Raw genomic sequence first — 17,051 nt, forward strand, 5'->3', positions numbered from 1 at the left:
TTTGGGTTCTACTACTCAGTGTACAGGTCTAGCTTGGAAAGGATTTCCTCCGGTTTTTCAAACCCGTAATGGATTTTCTCCCCGCTCCGAACCATTCGTATGCCTTCCAACAAGACTTTGTCATTTTCAGAAATTCCGCTTTCCACCACAAAAAGGTGGGGCAACTCGGCACCCACGGTAATCTCTCGTTGCTGCACTTTGTCCTCTTTGTCCAAAACAAAAACGTACTTTTTGTCCAATACCTCAAAAGTGGCCTTTTGGGGAATGAGCATGGCATTCTGCAAGGGAACTTTCATTAAGATGCTACCGGTCTCCCCGTGGCGAAGTATCCCATCGGGATTGGGAAAAGTGGCCCTAAAGGCGATGTTTCCCGTTTCGTGGTTAAATTCCCCTTCTATGGTTTCCACGATACCGGATTGATTAAATTTCTTGTTGTTGGCCATCAAAAGGTCCACCGCTTGTTTGTTATCCTTGTTGGCGCTGGTGATATAATCCAAATATTCGGCCTCAGGAACATTGAAATAGACCCACATTTTACTGTTATCGGAAAGTGTGGTCAGCAGTTCGCCTTCGTCCAGAAGGCTACCCTCCCTTGCTTCAAGGTGGTCCATGATCCCATCAAATGGGGCACGGATATCTGTAAATCCCAAATGGGTTTCCGCCAAGGTCACCTCGGCTTTGGCTTTGTCATATTCCGCTTTGGCCATGGCCAGTTCATTTTCGGACACCACATTGCTGTCGGCCAACAATTTGGTGTTCTGATATTCAATTTTGGCCACTTCTGCTTCCGCCTTGGCCTTTTGAAGGTCTGCTTGATAAACGTTGGGCATGATGTGGAACATCTGCTGTCCTTTCTTTACGTGCTGCCCTTCATCCACATAGATATGTTGGAGGTATCCTTTTTCAAGTGCCCTCAATTCAATATGGCGAATGGAATGAATTTGACAAACGTAGTCTTTGGTGATGGATGTGTCCATACGTATGGGACTGCTGACCAGATACTTGGTTTCGTCCTTTTTTTCATGTTTTTTGGACTCGCAGCTTGCATGGAACAGCAATACAAACATGCCAATGAAGATGGAAATTCTCCTCATAATGTTTACAGGTTTAAAAAATTGGTTTAATTGATTGAAGGGAAGTCCAAATCCAGTTTACCATGGACCTACCCCATTGTGTTGAAATTATTTCAAAGGATGGAAAGCGGCCTCATATTCCACGAGACCAGCTAAAAGCGGAAAATTCTAAATTCGGAATACTTGAAACCTAATATGCCGCTTTTGGGTTGCGGTAGTGAAATTAGGTTCCAAATGTCTTGGATTGGTCTCAAGTTGACCAAAGGTCTGCTCAGAGAGCGAGCCATTAAAAAAGGCAGTCAAATAACTGCCCAACCGTACATCTACACTAGAAGAAGTAGTATTCTCATCACGTTCTTCCTGTTCCTCCACATCGGTGATCTCCACAAAAAGATTCTTCTCCACCCCATTTAGAGGAATGGCAACGGTAGAATTATCGATGTGTTGATGGTCAATGATACAGGCACTTTCCGAAGTGTCTTGCGCATCTGCATAGGTATGGTTCATGAATCCTCCCAAGAGAAGCATACATAAGGGAACCAAATATTGCGCTAGTGCCTTTTTCATTTGGGGAACAAAACTATGTCACGCAAACAACACGCACAAATAGTCATTGTTAATATTGGTTAAATTCGATAAATCGTCTGCTTTTTTTGTCAAAAATTTTGTAGGAATACCGTGAAATTCAATTCTTCGCAAAATACTTCCCCTACATATTCCTGCATTTGCGGTCTGGCCAAAAAACGTTCTTAAACCCGCTTAAGTTTTTTAGTTTTTAGGTTGGATACCTTAGCCTTAAAATCTAAAAAGAAGATAAACAATGGAGCAACGAATTCAAATTGATGAAACCGAACCTTTGGCCTATAAGGCCATGTTTGGCTTGGAGGCATATTTAAAACAGGGAAAATTGAGCAAATTGCATTATGAACTCATCAAAATAAGGGCTTCACAACTGAACGGCTGTGCTTTTTGCATCAATATGCATACCCAAGAGGCCTTAAAAATGGGCGAAGACCCTAAAAAATTGTTCCTTTTAGATGCCTGGTGGGACACCGAGCTGTTCAGTGAAGAGGAGAAAGTCATCCTAAAAATAACCGAGGAAGTCACGATGATCCATGACCAAGGACTCACCCGGGAAACCTATTCAAAAGCTATGGAACGATTTGATGCCAGCTATATTTCCCAGATCATTATGGCAATTGTTACCATAAATGCATGGAACCGAATAGCCATAAGTACACAAAAACCCTTAGTATATTAAACTATACATTCTTAAACCACAAAGGACTCCAAATGAGACTTTTGTTTTTTATGGATATTGGTCATTTAGGCCATTCTTGGAAAAATCCCTTTAAAGATGTTTCCTACTGTGCATTTCATCTGATTTATTGAGCTTTCCACCTAATGGTAATTTTTTTTTGGAGATGGTTTCCTAATTTTACACACATAAAATAATATTGCCGATAACCCCCATGAAAAAGAACTTACCTCTGCCGCTACTAGGTGTGCTAACAATCTTATTTTTCTCTATTTTTTCTTGCAGTCCCGAAGATGGAACCAATGGTCTTGACGGCAAAGATGGTACCAACGGTCTTAATGGAAGTGACGGATCGGATGGACTCAACAGCCTAATAGCAACTTTCATAGAACAACCCGGAGAGAACTGCTCCCAAGGAGGTTTTCGTATCGATGTTGGCTTGGACGCCAATGATAATGGAGAACTGGAGGCAGGAGAAGTGGATTCCTCAGAATACCTATGCAACATGGATTCCTCAGGTTTCCCATTTACTTCATACGTATCATTGATAAGTCAGTCTGGGACCGATGACCCAACCAGCGTTATTGTTGAAAATTCCTTGAGCTTGGGCATATCATGGGTCCGGGAATCCCAAGGAAGATATTTGGGAACTTTGGATAGGGCTATCGACATTGGTAAAACGGTCATTTTTTATAATACCCCCAGCACCCATACCGGGGTTCGAGGTGAATTGGTTGGCAATAACCAGGTTAGACTGGAGTTACAAAATGGAATTAATGTATTTGCCGATAATTTTGAAAACTTATCCTTTGAGCTTAGGGAATATGAATAATACAGATGTTGGGTACATCCAAAACCTCTAAACATATCTTAAAATTTAGATTTTAGAATTATCATGAAAAGAACAATCCCGATTTACATACTTTTTTTGGCCCTAGTGTTTACGTCTTCTTATGGACAAAACTCATTCCCAGCATCTGGGAATGTGGGCATAGGGACACTGTCTCCCAACTATACCTTGGATGTATCAGGCACAATGAACGCAACCAACATCATTACTGGCACCATAAATGCCAGTAGCATTCTGTTGAATGGGTCTTCTATTCAAGAACCCATTTGGAGTCTGACGGGAAACAACGCATTCTACACTTCGGGAAATGTAGGTATTGGAACCAATTCCCCGAATTATGCCTTGGATGTAGCAGGCACTCTTAACGCTACCAATATTTTGGTGAACGGAGCTCCTTTGGAGAACTCTTCCTCACCATGGACGGTAGCAGGAAACGACACCTATTACAGTACCGGGAATGTAGGAATAGGAACCAATTCTCCGGGATATGCCTTGGACGTGGCAGGAACGCTAAACGCAACCAATATTCTGGTCAATGGATCGGCATTGGAATCGCCACTATGGAGTCTCAATTCTGGGGATGCCTATTTTGATTCTGGAAACGTGGGTATTGGAACGGACACCCCTGGATACACCTTGGATGTGGCCGGAACGCTCAACGCCACCAACATTTTGGTCAATGGATTGGCCTTGGAATCCCCCTTGTGGAGCCTCAATTCTGGGGATGCCTATTTTGATTCTGGAAACGTGGGTATTGGAACCGATACCCCGGGATACACCTTGGATGTGGACGGAACCCTCAACGCCACCAATATTTTGGTCAACGGATCGGCATTACCATCATCCCCATGGTCCATTAGCGGCAACGATCTTTCTTATAGCATGGGAAATGTAGGAATAGGGACCACCAATACCCAAGGTTATATGCTTGCAGTGGCAGGAAATGTCATTGCCGAAGGCGTAAAAGTTGAACTTGAAGGAAATTGGCCCGACTTTGTATTTACCAAAGACCACAAACTTCTCAGTTTATCTGAAGTAGAGTCTTATATAAAGGAACATGGTCACCTTCCCAATATCCCAAGTGCGGAAGAAGTAAAAAAAGAAGGCATCAATCTTGGTAAAATGGACGCTCATTTATTGCAAAAAATAGAAGAGTTGACATTACATACCATCCAACAACAAAAAGAGATTGATAGCTTAAAAAACATCAATACCAAGCTAGTAGAGCAAAATAAGCTTATTGAAAAGCTCTCCGAACGTCTGGAAAGTATTGAAAATGCCAAGAAACAATAAGCCCCACAACAGGCTAAAAATAAAAAAGGGGTTGATAAATCAACCCCTTTTTTTATTATCCTCTTTCTACTTTTACTTACTCAAATACATTTTTCGACGAGAATATAGGTTGTAAAACTCATCATCTTTTAAGCTATCAATAAACAATATACTTTCGCCTGTACTCTTCATTTCCGGCCCTAGGTTCTTATTTACATTGGGGAACTTATTAAAGGAGAAAACCGGTTGTTTAATGGCGTATCCATCCAATTTAGGGTCAAACGTAAAGTCTTTCACCTTCTTTTCCTTCAGCATTACCTTGGTGGCATAATTCACATAGGGTTCCCCATATGCTTTTGCAATGAAAGGAACTGTTCTGGATGCCCTCGGGTTGGCCTCAATGATGTACACTATATCATCTTTGATAGCAAACTGGATATTGATCAATCCCACCGTGTTCAGGGCCAAAGCGATCTTCTTGGTATGATCCTTGATCTGTTGCATTACAAACTCACCCAAGTTAAAGGGGGGTAAAGTGGCATTGGAATCCCCGGAGTGGATACCGCAGGGTTCTATATGCTCCATGATTCCGATGATATACACATCTTCCCCATCACAAATGGCATCGGCTTCAGCCTCTATGGCCCCATCCAAATAGTGGTCCAAAAGGAGCTTGTTGTTGGGAATGCTTCGTAGCAAATCCACCACATGGGCCTCCAACTCTTCTTTATTGATGACAATCTTCATCCCTTGTCCTCCCAAAACATAGGAGGGTCTCACCAAAAGGGGGAAATTCAGTTCATCGGCAAGGGCCAAAGCTTCATCTGCCGTTTCGGCCACCCCAAATTTTGGGTAAGGAATGTTATTCTCTTTCAATAGTGTGGAAAAGCTTCCCCTATCCTCGGCCAAATCCAAGGATTCAAAGCTGGTTCCTATAATATTGATTCCGTATTTATCCAGTTTCTCGGCCAACTTCAAGGCGGTCTGACCACCTAACTGAACAATGACCCCTTCGGGCTTTTCATGCAGGATGATGTCATAAATATGCTCCCAAAAAACAGGCTCGAAGTACAGCTTGTCCGCCGTATCAAAATCCGTGGATACCGTTTCCGGGTTACAGTTGATCATGATGGTCTCATAACCACATTCGGCCGCAGCCAAAACTCCGTGCACACAGCAATAATCGAACTCGATTCCTTGCCCAATACGGTTTGGTCCTGAGCCTAGTACCACAATTTTCTTTTTATCGGTCACCTCACTGTCGTTGGCCACATAACGCTGACCATCGGCAGTTTCGATCTCTTCCTCAAAAGTGGAGTAATAGTAAGGCGTAACGGCCTTGAATTCTGCCGCACAGGTATCCACCAATTTATACACCCGATTGATGTTCAGGTCCATTCGCTTGCTGTGCACCTCACTCTCCCAACAATCCAGCATGTGGGCAATCTGTCTATCGGCAAAACCTTTCTGCTTTGCTTCCAACAAAAGTGCTTTGGGCAGACTTTCTATGGTGTATTTGGATATCTCCATCTCCAAGTAATGCAATTCCTCGTATTGTTTTAGGAACCACATATCTATCTTGGTGATTTCGTGGATACGTTTCAATGGAATTCCAAGTTGAATGGCATCGTAAATCACGAAAACCCTGTCCCAACTGGGCACTCTCAACTTCTCAATGATAGTCTCGTAATCCTTATATCCCTTGCCGTCGGCTCCCAATCCATTTCTTTTGATTTCCAAAGATTGTGTGGCTTTGTGCAAGGCTTCTTGGAACGAACGTCCAATACCCATTACTTCCCCTACGGACTTCATTTGAAGTCCCAAGGTTCTGTCGGAACCTTCAAACTTATCAAAGTTCCATCTTGGGATTTTTACGATCACATAATCCAAGGTAGGCTCAAACAAGGCCGATGTGGACTTGGTAATCTGGTTGTCCAGTTCGTCCAAGGTATAGCCGATGGCCAATTTGGCTGCAATTTTTGCAATCGGATACCCTGTGGCCTTGGAGGCCAAAGCAGATGAGCGGGAAACCCTTGGGTTGATCTCAATGGCAATAATATCTTCTTTTTCGTCCGGGCTTACGGCAAACTGCACATTACATCCCCCAGCAAAATCCCCAATGCTTCGCATCATATGGATGGCCATATCCCGCATGCGTTGGAAGGTTCTGTCAGATAAGGTCATCGCGGGAGCAACGGTAATGGAATCTCCGGTATGGATACCCATGGGGTCCATGTTCTCAATAGTACAGATGATCACTACGTTGTCATTCTTGTCCCGAAGCAATTCCAATTCGTATTCTTTCCAACCCATCAAGGCCTTATCGATCATCACCTCGTGAATGGGTGATACTTCCAGACCATGGCTCAACATATCATCAAAATCCTCTGGATCATATACGATACCCGCTCCAGCCCCACCAAGGGTAAATGAAGCTCTAATTACCAAAGGAAAACCAAACTCCTGTGCTATTTCCTTTCCTTTTAGGAAAGAGGTGGCCGATGCTTGTGGAGGCATGCCCACGCCTATTTTCAACATCAACTCCCTAAACTTTTCACGGTCTTCGGTAATGTTGATGGCGTCGATGTCCACACCTATGATCTCCACGCCAAAGTCTTCCCAGATGCCTTTTTCATCGGCTTCAATACAAAGATTCAAGGCCGTTTGTCCTCCCATAGTGGGTAGAACGGCATCTATATTGGGGTGGTTCTTTAAAATCTCAATGATTGATTTTGTGGTAAGGGGCTTCAAGTATACATGATCCGCCATGGAAGGGTCTGTCATAATCGTAGCGGGATTGCTGTTGATCAAGACTGTCTCTATCCCATCTTCACGCAGCGACCTAAGGGCCTGGGAACCAGAATAATCAAACTCACATGCCTGGCCAATGATGATGGGGCCAGAACCGATAATCAAAATGGATTTTAAATCTTTTCTCTTTGGCATTCTAAAAAGTGTTACTCGTTTTTGGTTTCAAGTCAAAAAAAAGGTGTTACCTAGAAAAGTAACACCTTTAATTTAAATCTAAAATACTATCATTATTTTTTATGTCTTGGCTCAGAGGAAACCGTTAACTTCTTTCTTCCCTTGGCTCTTCTTCTCGCAAGAACTTTTCTACCATTGGCAGTCGCCATGCGCTCCCTAAAACCATGCTTGTTTCTTCTCTTCCTTTTTGACGGCTGATACGTTCTTTTCATTTCGGAACTCTTTTAATGGATTTTGTTGGTGGAAAGATTGTCTTCCCGAAAAATTCTGGGCGCAAATATACGAAGACTTTTTACTTTGACAAGCCCTGAACAAAAATATTTAATTTAGTTTTTACTACTTTTGCCACCTCTTTTAATCCAAAGAAAATCAACTGGAATATGTTCAACAAAAATCTTAAGCTCGTTATAGCCGGTCTCATTATAGCCTATGCCGTATACCAATTTGTGGAAGGATACATTGGCAATGGTATTTCATTGATCCTGCTCTCCTTGGTATTCATCTTTCTGTACTTCAGGAACGAGTTTATCCTTTTGGCCTTCTTGCGCATGCGCAAACAGGATTTGGAAGGCACCCAAAAGTGGTTGAACAAGATCAAGAACCCCGAAGCTGCCTTGATCAAAAAACAACAGGGGTACTTTAACTACCTACACGGGATCATCTTTTCACAAAAAAACCTTACCCAGGCCGAAAAATACTTTAAAAAGGCCCTAAAACTGGGATTGACCATGGATTATGATGTGGCCATGGCCAAATTGAGCTTGGCAGGCATTGCCATGCAAAAGCGCAGAAAACGTGAGGCCACCCAATTGTTGCAAGAGGCCAAAAAGCTGGACAAGAACAATATGCTTACCGAGCAGATCAAGATGATGCAGCAGCAGATGAAGAAGATCTAAGGGTTCTCCGCTTCTTTATTTTACTTTCTTTTTTTCGTTGGGATGGGCCATCCGTCAATCCAAATGGGGCATTGGTCAATTGCCCGTGGCAAATTATTCAAAGAAATTATTACTTCACTTATGGTCATTATAATTCATAAAAAATAAACTGAATTGTATCTTACATTACAAACAATAAAATGAGAAGGATTTTCTATATATATCTCTCCGCAGCATTTTTATTGACTTCCTGTAAAAACATTTCACAATCATCAATTGAATCAGGCGAGAAAATTCAGGCTGTTGAACAAGCAGAAGATAAATTTTTTTATATAGAATTTGTTAATCTGGATAGTACAAATATATATAGGAACTCTATCGATCTGGTAAAAAAAGAACTTTTAAATAATGGCTATATTGTTGACAAAGAAAACAATAACGATTGGCAAGGAATTCGAAAAATTGATGAATCCGAGCATATAATACTTGATGAAATTAGTGAATATCACCCAAATATTCATCGGTTTATCAATTTCTCCGAGCATGATTCAAATAATGGAGATATTGAAAAAATTGTAATTAATATTAACAAACCTATAAATGATACTATCCCGAATTTTAACTATTGTTCTTACAAGAAGCTGGGGCACGAAGATTGGCAGTCAGTTTTTAATCCTGGAAACTTCAGGTATAGAGAAAGTAATGCATTTAATGAATCCGAATTAGCCAATTGGATAATTAAAACTATTGTATTACTGACATTTAAATAAAAAGCTTGTAAAAATGAATGCATAAATGGTATTAAAACGACCGTACACTCAACGATAAGTGAACCCTCAAATCAGGTACACTTATTTACCTCCCTACACTCCCCGCGCGGTAATAGCTTTTGTTGCTGTTCTTTCATACGACTTTTCCCTTTTTATGCCCATCCGTCAATTCAAATGGGGTATTGGTCAATTCATTCCGATTTTATTCTTGAATAAGTCATTTCTTCATTCCTCAGTAGGAGTGAATAAAAACTTATTTTAAAATGAAAATACCCCATTCAAATGTTTCCAATTCAATACAAATTGTAGAAGCTTCCAAGAAAAAAAGATTTTTCAATTATCTGATCGATACAATGTTTTGTTTTCTATTGGCATTTGTCATTCAGGAAACACAAAAGTTGTATATAAACATATATATCCCCAAAGAATTGATTCTTATTTTTACTTCTGCCGGATATTATATATTAATGGAGTTTTTTTTAGGAAAAACAGTGGGGAAACATTTCACTAAAACAAGAGTCGTTAATTTATCTGGTAAGAATATTGACTTTAAGACTTCAATGGTCAGATACTTTTGTAGGTGGATACCTTTTGAAACATTTTCGCTTCTCTTGGGTGGGAATGCAAAAGCTTGGCATGATGTAATTTCGAAGACCTTAGTGGTAGAAGATAAAATTTAATCATGTTTTCCATTGGAATCAACCAAACTCACCCTATCCAACAATAGATACGTATTATTCACTTTTCAATGTCATAATTTTCGTCCTACTATAACATGTACTACCCCCTCAACCGAAACAGCCTTACCATCCATCCCTTATTTGGTATTCTTCCATATACCTTTTCCCTTTTTATCGCCATCCGTCAATTCAAATGAAGCATTGATCAATTGATTGGGGTTTTCCCGTTGATTTTCTTTTTCTTCACGACCATTACCAACAAACATGGATTATGCTCAAGGTCACTGCCATGGAATATATTCTTGATTTTTACCCGGGAGCCTTGCGCTTTTATTTTACGGATGCTTATGGTACCCAACAGACATTGGTTGAAAAATTACCCGTTCTTGGGTTGGATCATCCAGAAGATGCAACAAATCTTCCCTTTGATTTTGAAATCCCCTTCAAATTGGTCAAAAAAATTGATGGTAAAATTTCAAAAGTCAAATTGGACTTTGGAATTTCAGATGAATATGGGAATTCCGAATTTTATATAATCTGTGACTAGAGTTTTTTATCCCATAGATAGCTCCATTGCAGCTTACCTCCCTACACTCCCCACGCGGTAATAGCCCTTATTCGGGTCTCTTCCATATACCTTTTCCCTTTTTATGCCCATCCGTCAATCCAAATGGGGTATTGGTCAATTGCCACTTGAATTTTTGCCAGGAAACCATCAACTTCACTTATCGACCGATATAATTCATTAAAAACGAATCATATCTTTAAAGTTAACCACAATATGAAAAGACAATGAAACAACTGTCGACTGAAATAACAGAATTGCTGAATAAGAAATCAACGACTGACTTCTTAAATGCAGCTCGACATTTCGTGACGTTGTTAGAAAATGGTGATTTAAACCAAAAACAATTCTACAAAGAATCACATAAAGCGTTATCTGAATTATATAGAACAGCTTTAAACCTTGAAACGATTGAGTTGATTCATTCAGGACCCGAGAGCAAATTTGACGAAATTGACAAAGACGAACTCAGAAAAATGAATATGAATCTGATTTCGAATCTTGGCAAAGACAGTTTTTATTGGGAAGTTTTCGACCCAACATACACGGAAGAAAATGGAAAGCCAGGTGAAGAGTGGGAAATTACCGATAGAGAACCCTCTCAAGGTTGGTTAGTTGACGACTTTGCCGACATTTACGCTGACCTCAAAGAAGGACTGACTAAGATTGACCAAATCGGAACTGACGAATCAATTGAAGACGCTTTATGGCAACTGAAATTCGGATTTAATCACCATTGGGGGAATCACTGCATTAACGCAATGAGAGCATTACATTATTTGTGGTATGACGGAAAAGTAGCAATGTGAAAAAAGAAAAAATACTGTGGCTAACAAAAACTATAAGCAAGCGGGGCGACAGTGTAATACGAAAGGGTAAAACTATAAACTAACTATCGGCTCGGCTGACAAGAAAGCGCTTCTAAAGCCCGCCTGCTCATAGTCAAACCGATAAGTGAACCCTCAAATCCGGTACACTTATTTACCTCCCTACACTCCCCGCGCGGTAACAGCTTTTGTTGGTGTTCTTTCATACGACTTTTCCCTTTTTTTGGCCATCCGTCAATCCAAATGGGGTATTGGTCAATTAACCCTCAATTTCAACTGGAATCTATACCAAAAAAATATTAACTTCACTTATCGACTGATATAATTCATTAAAAACGAATCATATCTTTAAAGTTGCCATTAATTTGAATGAAACTAACTGACCAAATAAAAATCCGAGAGCTGAAATTCAAACCAAAGGTTGAAATTTTAGAAAATACTGTTGAATTGAACGACATAGGTATTTCAATTCCAATTCCCAAAGAATTTACTGTCGATGACGGCGGAATATTTGAAAACTTTAAAAAGGAATATGTTTTTCCAGAAAACTCTGAATTTTCAAAAAAGGACAGAGAGAGCTTTGAAAACGGGATTTTTTCACCTGTTTTTACACTCAAAAAAAATAATGGAAGACCAATAATTGCGTGCTATCTTTTTGATATCAAAGCATTAAAAGGCGGAAGTAATCTCAATATTCGGAGTATAAACAAGTTTGAGTTAATGTGGGCACCTTATTTGGCAAAAAAGACTAACCTAGTAGAAATGAACGCCAAAAGGATATTGAAAAACGAATTGACTGGCGCACTTTCGACGGAATATGGATTTGACTACAAAACCAAAAATGGAACTGAAACAATTCCTTCAAATTTGAGGATTTTGACTTACGAGGTTCGGAATTTTGTATTGACTTTTTATTTGATTTATGACAATACAAACAACTTGGAACAAACCGAATTGGATTCTTTAATTGACGGAATAAAAACTAATGGCAACAATGGCTATAATTCATTGTGGCAAAAAGCTAAATCGATGTTTAATCTATAAATCAAACGGCTGGATTTCGTCGGAATAATCCTGCGAAGATTCCACAACGAAATCATAGCCAAACCGATAAGTGAACCCTCAAATCCGGTACACTTATTTACCTCCCTACACTCCCCACGCGGTAGTAGCCTTTATTGGGGATTTCAATAGTGTACTTTTTGCGTGAAGCGTTGTTCAAATGGGGTTCGCGCAACCAAGGGTTGTGGCGTTTCAGTACCTTGTAGTTGATTTCGTAAAGTTCGGCAAAATCCGCCCAGCTGGTCACTGCGGTATCCACTTCAACGGTAAAGGTTGGTACTTTTTCGTACATGTCCTCCTCATCCAACTGAAAACCATACTTATCGCGGTTGGAGATAATTTCCTTAATCGCTAAAATACGGAACACATAGCGTCCGGTCTCCTGGCCCAATAGCAAATCGTAGTAATCATTCACCTGTTGGATGCCCATATATTTTTGGATGCCTCCGGGTCCCGCATTATAGGCTGCTGCCGTCAAGGTCCAGGTTCCAAAACGTTCTTTCCATTTTTTAAGGTAATCACAGGCCACTTGGGTCGACTTTTCCACATGGTACCGCTCATCTACATTGGAGTTCACTTCCAAACCATACTCCCTGCCAGTCCCTTTCATAATTTGCCAAAAACCAGTGGCCCCAGCTGGAGAAACCAGATTTTCCAAGCCACTTTCTGCCACGGCCAAGTATTTAAAATCGTCAGGGATGCCATTTTTTTTAAGTATGGGCTCAATGATCGGGAAGTATTTGTTGGCCCGTTTCATCAACAAGAGGGCATTGGACTGCCAATAGGTGTTCACCAAAAATTCACGGTCCACACGCTCCATGATCTCTGGATCTTCCTGGGGAACGGGTTCGCCCGCAAAATTTAAATCCTTTGGAATCTCTATGGCACTGATCTGATAGGTGTCGGCCACATTCTTGTCCAAATCCTTAACCTCATTGGGAGGTGTCTCCTTCTTTTCAATCGTGTCCACTGAATCGGTCTGAACCGCAAATATGAGCGTACTCACCACTGCCACCAAACCAATAATCGCCAATATATTTTTTATCTGTTTCATACCAAGATTCTATAAAATTTACAGTAAAGATACTATAAGAACGGCCTTATTCTAAAATAATTGAGGGGAGATTTTCATTGAACCACTTGGCCCGGTGTATGATCATGGTGTGGGTTCCGTTCTTTACGGTAATGCAATTTTTGATGTTGGCCATGGGAAAAACCGCATCCTTCCCGCCATGGATGTGCACCAAATTTTGTGGTGGTCGGGTCTGGTTCCAGTTAACGATATGGTCTATGGACCAATCTATATATTGTTTGTCCCGCACCGAAAGGTATTTTTTGTAGAGATCCAAACGCTTAGTGGCCGTTTCCCCAAAGGCGTATTTGGCCAAAAGCTCCACATTGTTCACCAATCCCGTGGGCAATAGTTTATGCACCTTGGTATACTTGGCAAAGATCATCCGCTTGGGCAGTTCATCCTTGGTCTTTACCGTGGATACCGCAATCACCTTTCGGGTCTGTATATGCTTTGCCATTTCCTGTACCAACATACCCCCAAAGGACACTCCAAGAAGAACAGGGTTATCATGTGCAATCCTATCGCACATCTTTATGGCATAGGTCTCAAAGTCCATACCCTTTTCCGGAACAAACCACTCCAGGGTATGCATCTCGAAGGTATCGGCAGGAAGTTTTAGGCCATCAAAAATGGATGGGTTGGCAGCCATTCCCGGCATGAGGTAGATATGGATGGGATTGTCGGGCATTTCGCACCAAATATCGATAAGGGTTAGGAAATTAGCAATTTTTTGAGTAATTTTGTACCCCTTTTGTAATGAACCTCACGTGACATAATGCTTTTTTTAAAGGGATAGTCAATTACCGCTTTGGTAATTTAGGTCGAGTCAATTTTAAAAACAATACTATATGACTGAAATTGAAATCAATGACAATAGCTTCTTGCGCCAGTTTGAGACCAAAGTCGACGGCGTTTTGGCTAAAATTGAGTACTCTTCACAGGAGCGTAAAGTATTTTTGACCAAGTTGGTAATTCCTGAAGGGATTACCCAAGATGGTTTTAAGGAAGCCTTTATCAAGGCCGTTCTGCACCACATTCAGGAGAAGAACCTGAGAGTAGTTCCCACCAGCCCGCATATTGCAGGTTTTTTACGGAAAAACAGACAGTACAAGGAGATGTTGCCCGTAGGGATTCGCATCTGACCAAACCAGCATGAAAACATTGAAAGCCTCTCTACTTTGAGAGGTTTTTTTTATGCCGTTACGGCATCGGAAACAAACTCAAACCGTACTAGACCGTCCTCATCTATCTGGGTAAGCTCCACTTGGTGCAAGGTATTCACCAATTCAGGATTCCAAGGCGCCTTGACCTTTACATAGTTCTCGGTAAAACCGTGAATGTAACCAGACTTGTTCTCCCCTTCAAACAAAACAGTGCGTACGGTACCCAACTGACTTTCGTAGAATGCCCTTCTTTTTTTGACGGATAGCCCACGAAGCATTTTGCTTCGCTTGCTCCGTACGTTTTGTGGCACCACCTGGTCCATTTCAGCGGCCAAGGTATTGTCCCTTTCCGAATAGGTGAACACATGCAAATAGGAAATGTCCAATTCGTTCAGGAAATGGTAGGTTTCCAGAAAATGCTCATCCGTCTCCCCCGGAAAACCAACAATTACATCCACTCCAATACAGGCATGGGGCATGGTCTCCTTAATGCGCTTTACCCGATCCACATAAAGATTGGACAGGTATCTGCGGCGCATCAACTTTAAAATTTCATCGCTTCCACTTTGCAAAGGAATATGGAAATGGGGCACGAACGTATCGCTCTGTGATACAAAATCAATGGTCTCGTTCTTCAGCAAATTGGGTTCGATCGAGGATATGCGCAAACGATGGATCCCATCTACGGCATCCAGGGCCTTCACCAAATCCAAAAAGGTATGCTCGTGCTTTTTATTGCCGAATTCCCCTTTACCATAATCCCCAATGTTGACGCCGGTCAAAACGATTTCCTTGATATCCTTTGAGGCAATCTCACGGGCATTTCCCAGCACGTTTTCCAAAGTATCACTGCGTGATATGCCCCTAGCCAATGGAATGGTGCAATAGGTGCATTTGTAGTCGCATCCGTCCTGCACCTTTAAAAAGGCCCGGGTACGGTCGCCAATGGCGTAACTGCCCACATAAAAATCCGCATCCGCTATCTCGCAGGAGTGCACCTCTCCCCTATCATTTTTGGAAAGATCGTTCAAGTAATCCGTGATCTTGAACTTTTCCGTGGCCCCCAACACCAAATCCACACCATCCACAGCGGCCAATTCCTCGGGTTTTAGTTGGGCATAACATCCCACAGCGGCCACAAAGGCATGGGGATTGCCCTTCTGGGCCTGCTTTACAATGGTCTTGAACCGCTTATCGGCATTCTCGGTCACCGAGCAGGTGTTGATCACATAGATGTCCGCTTCCTCGGAAAAATCCACACGCGTAAAATCCTCTTTCTCAAAACTTCGGGCAATCGTGGAGGTTTCGGAAAAGTTGAGCTTGCAGCCCAAGGTGTAAAAAGCGACTTTTTTGTTCATTACCAAGCCTTTAATTGAGGGGTGCAAAGATAGTGATTTGTTTTTTCGCTAGATTTAAGCACCTCATCAAAGAACCCTATGGAAAATTGCCAATGCAAGTATGTGAAGAAAAAAATATAAAAAATGGACGAACATACTAAAATATGCAAAATTTTAGCAAGTCTTGATAATCAATTTGATACACTTGAAGATTATGTTAAGGTTCGTAGTATATGCCTCGAGCAACTTAGAAATTGCAATCCAATAGAAATTTTAAAAGAATTGGCCTATGAATATCTAATGAAGATTGGAGAAGAAAAGTCAATGGAACTAAAGTTAGAATTAATTTTAGTTAGTCTTGTAAGAAAAGAACAGTTTGACACCGTTTTAGATATATCTTTCAAAATTTTTGATTACCAAGGCTTAGAAAATGCAGAAAGATTTTTTGATATCTTACAAGATGTTGATGATGAAAGGAACATACCCATCTATATAAACATCTTACAGTTAGAAGATAAAAAAACTCAATATTTTGTTGAAAAAGTTATTTGGGCTTTAAATACTCATGATATTGATAACCAAGAAGCTGTAAACCTAATCATTCCTTATCTTACTCATAGACGTATTGCTGTAAGAGAAGCTGTTGTAAACTATATCGAAGACCAAAAACTCAAACAATTTGTACCATTACTGATTGAAAGAATAGAAAAGGAAGAAACTTGTGATTCGATTGAAAAAATTATAGAGATTTTAGTTGCTTAGGAAATAAAAGAAATCATTCCAATCATCAAAAAAATAAGAAAAGAAGACTGGATAAACAATTGTGAAGATTTGATAGAAACCATTGAGAACGCAATCACCAAATTTAATTCATTGATATAGTCTTTGTCGCAAATAATGTAGAAGTATATCAAATCCTAAAAAAGTGTATTGAGTTTCTTAGCTTCCTTATTAGGCTTAGGCGACATCTCTAAGAAGATAAGAGAGATTATTGAGAGGATTCAAGCACCTATTAATAAAGCGATTGATTGGGTGTTGGAAAAGGTGATTAAGTTAGCACAAGGAATAATTAAATTTGGAAAAGATACTGTACAAAAAATAAAAGATTGGTGGAACGCAAAAGTAGAGTTTACTTTGGAGAATGAACATCATGAACTTAGCTTTAAAGGACAAGGCACAAGTGCGGTACTAATGATGGCAAGTAATAATCCTGCTGAATTTATGATAGAAACAGCTTTCCCTACATTTTAGGGTTATTT

The 17,051-nt window shown here is 40.6% G+C and carries 20 protein-coding genes; 12 read left to right on the top strand and 8 right to left on the bottom strand.

Annotated features, from left to right (window positions below):
• Positions 1-11 precede the first annotated feature (11 nt).
• Together ACPD8L_RS05370 and ACPD8L_RS05375 are read right to left on the bottom strand one after the other, a co-directional pair.
• Complete coding sequence (locus ACPD8L_RS05370; RefSeq protein WP_423942392.1) at positions 12-1,094, bottom strand: efflux RND transporter periplasmic adaptor subunit; 1,083 nt, start codon at positions 1,092-1,094, stop codon at positions 12-14.
• Positions 1,095-1,241: 147 nt separating this feature from the next.
• Entirely contained in the window at positions 1,242-1,640 is a 399-nt protein-coding gene (locus ACPD8L_RS05375; RefSeq protein ID WP_293301175.1) for a hypothetical protein, read from the bottom strand.
• A 253-nt stretch (positions 1,641-1,893) separates the two neighbouring features.
• Between ACPD8L_RS05375 and ACPD8L_RS05380 the strand changes: the two genes are divergently transcribed.
• From ACPD8L_RS05380 to ACPD8L_RS05390, 3 genes are all read left to right on the top strand, one after another.
• Entirely contained in the window at positions 1,894-2,334 is a 441-nt protein-coding gene (locus ACPD8L_RS05380) for a carboxymuconolactone decarboxylase family protein (protein WP_116217976.1), read from the top strand.
• Positions 2,335-2,545: 211 nt separating this feature from the next.
• The gene (locus ACPD8L_RS05385; protein WP_116217977.1) at positions 2,546-3,163 is read left to right on the top strand and encodes a DUF7151 family protein; all 618 of its coding nucleotides are present in this window, start codon (positions 2,546-2,548) and stop codon (positions 3,161-3,163) included.
• 63 nt (positions 3,164-3,226) lie between these two features.
• Positions 3,227-4,474, top strand: a complete 1,248-nt coding sequence (locus ACPD8L_RS05390) for an autotransporter outer membrane beta-barrel domain-containing protein (protein WP_423942394.1) — start codon at positions 3,227-3,229, stop codon at positions 4,472-4,474.
• A gap of 72 nt (positions 4,475-4,546) precedes the next feature.
• Here the strand turns inward: ACPD8L_RS05390 and carB are convergent, their stop codons facing one another.
• Complete coding sequence (gene carB, locus ACPD8L_RS05395; protein WP_421809629.1) at positions 4,547-7,399, bottom strand: carbamoyl-phosphate synthase large subunit; 2,853 nt, start codon at positions 7,397-7,399, stop codon at positions 4,547-4,549.
• Positions 7,400-7,491: 92 nt separating this feature from the next.
• Complete coding sequence (rpmH, locus tag ACPD8L_RS05400; protein WP_082433296.1) at positions 7,492-7,650, bottom strand: 50S ribosomal protein L34; 159 nt, start codon at positions 7,648-7,650, stop codon at positions 7,492-7,494.
• 168 nt (positions 7,651-7,818) lie between these two features.
• Between rpmH and ACPD8L_RS05405 the strand changes: the two genes are divergently transcribed.
• The 3 genes from ACPD8L_RS05405 (at position 7,819) to ACPD8L_RS05415 (ending at position 9,763) form a co-directional block, all read left to right on the top strand.
• On the top strand, positions 7,819-8,334 hold the full coding sequence (locus ACPD8L_RS05405) for a DUF2892 domain-containing protein (RefSeq protein ID WP_423942395.1): 516 nt from the start codon (positions 7,819-7,821) through the stop codon (positions 8,332-8,334).
• 179 nt (positions 8,335-8,513) lie between these two features.
• A complete protein-coding gene (locus ACPD8L_RS05410; protein ID WP_423942396.1) occupies positions 8,514-9,083 on the top strand; it encodes a hypothetical protein in 570 nt (189 codons plus the stop codon).
• A 263-nt stretch (positions 9,084-9,346) separates the two neighbouring features.
• Positions 9,347-9,763, top strand: a complete 417-nt coding sequence (locus ACPD8L_RS05415) for an RDD family protein (protein WP_423942398.1) — start codon at positions 9,347-9,349, stop codon at positions 9,761-9,763.
• Between the two features lie 137 nt (positions 9,764-9,900).
• Here the strand turns inward: ACPD8L_RS05415 and ACPD8L_RS05420 are convergent, their stop codons facing one another.
• The gene (locus tag ACPD8L_RS05420; RefSeq protein ID WP_423942400.1) at positions 9,901-10,029 is read right to left on the bottom strand and encodes a hypothetical protein; all 129 of its coding nucleotides are present in this window, start codon (positions 10,027-10,029) and stop codon (positions 9,901-9,903) included.
• A 5-nt stretch (positions 10,030-10,034) separates the two neighbouring features.
• Between ACPD8L_RS05420 and ACPD8L_RS05425 the strand changes: the two genes are divergently transcribed.
• From ACPD8L_RS05425 to ACPD8L_RS05435, 3 genes are all read left to right on the top strand, one after another.
• On the top strand, positions 10,035-10,310 hold the full coding sequence (locus tag ACPD8L_RS05425) for a hypothetical protein (RefSeq protein WP_423942401.1): 276 nt from the start codon (positions 10,035-10,037) through the stop codon (positions 10,308-10,310).
• Positions 10,311-10,555: 245 nt separating this feature from the next.
• Complete coding sequence (locus tag ACPD8L_RS05430; RefSeq protein WP_423942402.1) at positions 10,556-11,137, top strand: DUF5063 domain-containing protein; 582 nt, start codon at positions 10,556-10,558, stop codon at positions 11,135-11,137.
• A gap of 387 nt (positions 11,138-11,524) precedes the next feature.
• The gene (locus tag ACPD8L_RS05435; RefSeq protein ID WP_293301196.1) at positions 11,525-12,199 is read left to right on the top strand and encodes a hypothetical protein; all 675 of its coding nucleotides are present in this window, start codon (positions 11,525-11,527) and stop codon (positions 12,197-12,199) included.
• Between the two features lie 97 nt (positions 12,200-12,296).
• Here the strand turns inward: ACPD8L_RS05435 and ACPD8L_RS05440 are convergent, their stop codons facing one another.
• Together ACPD8L_RS05440 and ACPD8L_RS05445 are read right to left on the bottom strand one after the other, a co-directional pair.
• On the bottom strand, positions 12,297-13,271 hold the full coding sequence (locus tag ACPD8L_RS05440; RefSeq protein WP_423942404.1) for a lytic transglycosylase domain-containing protein: 975 nt from the start codon (positions 13,269-13,271) through the stop codon (positions 12,297-12,299).
• Positions 13,272-13,317: 46 nt separating this feature from the next.
• Positions 13,318-13,980 (bottom strand): alpha/beta hydrolase, encoded by a 663-nt coding sequence (locus ACPD8L_RS05445; protein ID WP_423942406.1) that lies wholly within the window; start codon positions 13,978-13,980, stop codon positions 13,318-13,320.
• Between the two features lie 160 nt (positions 13,981-14,140).
• Between ACPD8L_RS05445 and ACPD8L_RS05450 the strand changes: the two genes are divergently transcribed.
• Positions 14,141-14,434: a GNAT family N-acetyltransferase gene (locus tag ACPD8L_RS05450; protein ID WP_116217986.1), complete on the top strand. Its 294-nt coding sequence runs from the start codon at positions 14,141-14,143 to the stop codon at positions 14,432-14,434.
• 50 nt (positions 14,435-14,484) lie between these two features.
• Here ACPD8L_RS05450 and mtaB read toward each other — a convergent pair whose 3' ends face one another.
• The gene (gene mtaB, locus ACPD8L_RS05455) at positions 14,485-15,813 is read right to left on the bottom strand and encodes a tRNA (N(6)-L-threonylcarbamoyladenosine(37)-C(2))-methylthiotransferase MtaB (RefSeq protein WP_423942408.1); all 1,329 of its coding nucleotides are present in this window, start codon (positions 15,811-15,813) and stop codon (positions 14,485-14,487) included.
• A gap of 123 nt (positions 15,814-15,936) precedes the next feature.
• Here mtaB and ACPD8L_RS05460 point away from each other — a divergent pair, with 123 nt between their 5' ends.
• Both ACPD8L_RS05460 and ACPD8L_RS05465 read left to right on the top strand, forming a co-directional pair.
• Positions 15,937-16,554 carry a hypothetical protein gene (locus tag ACPD8L_RS05460; protein WP_423942410.1) on the top strand — a complete coding sequence of 206 codons (618 nt, stop codon included), beginning with the start codon at positions 15,937-15,939 and terminating at the stop codon, positions 16,552-16,554.
• Positions 16,555-16,722: 168 nt separating this feature from the next.
• Positions 16,723-17,043, top strand: coding sequence for a hypothetical protein (locus ACPD8L_RS05465; RefSeq protein WP_421809638.1), 321 nt, complete (start codon positions 16,723-16,725; stop codon positions 17,041-17,043).
• The last annotated feature ends 8 nt before the right edge of the window (positions 17,044-17,051 follow it).

Source organism: Flagellimonas algicida (genome assembly GCF_049629585.1).
Classification (GTDB): Bacteria; Bacteroidota; Bacteroidia; order Flavobacteriales; family Flavobacteriaceae; genus Flagellimonas.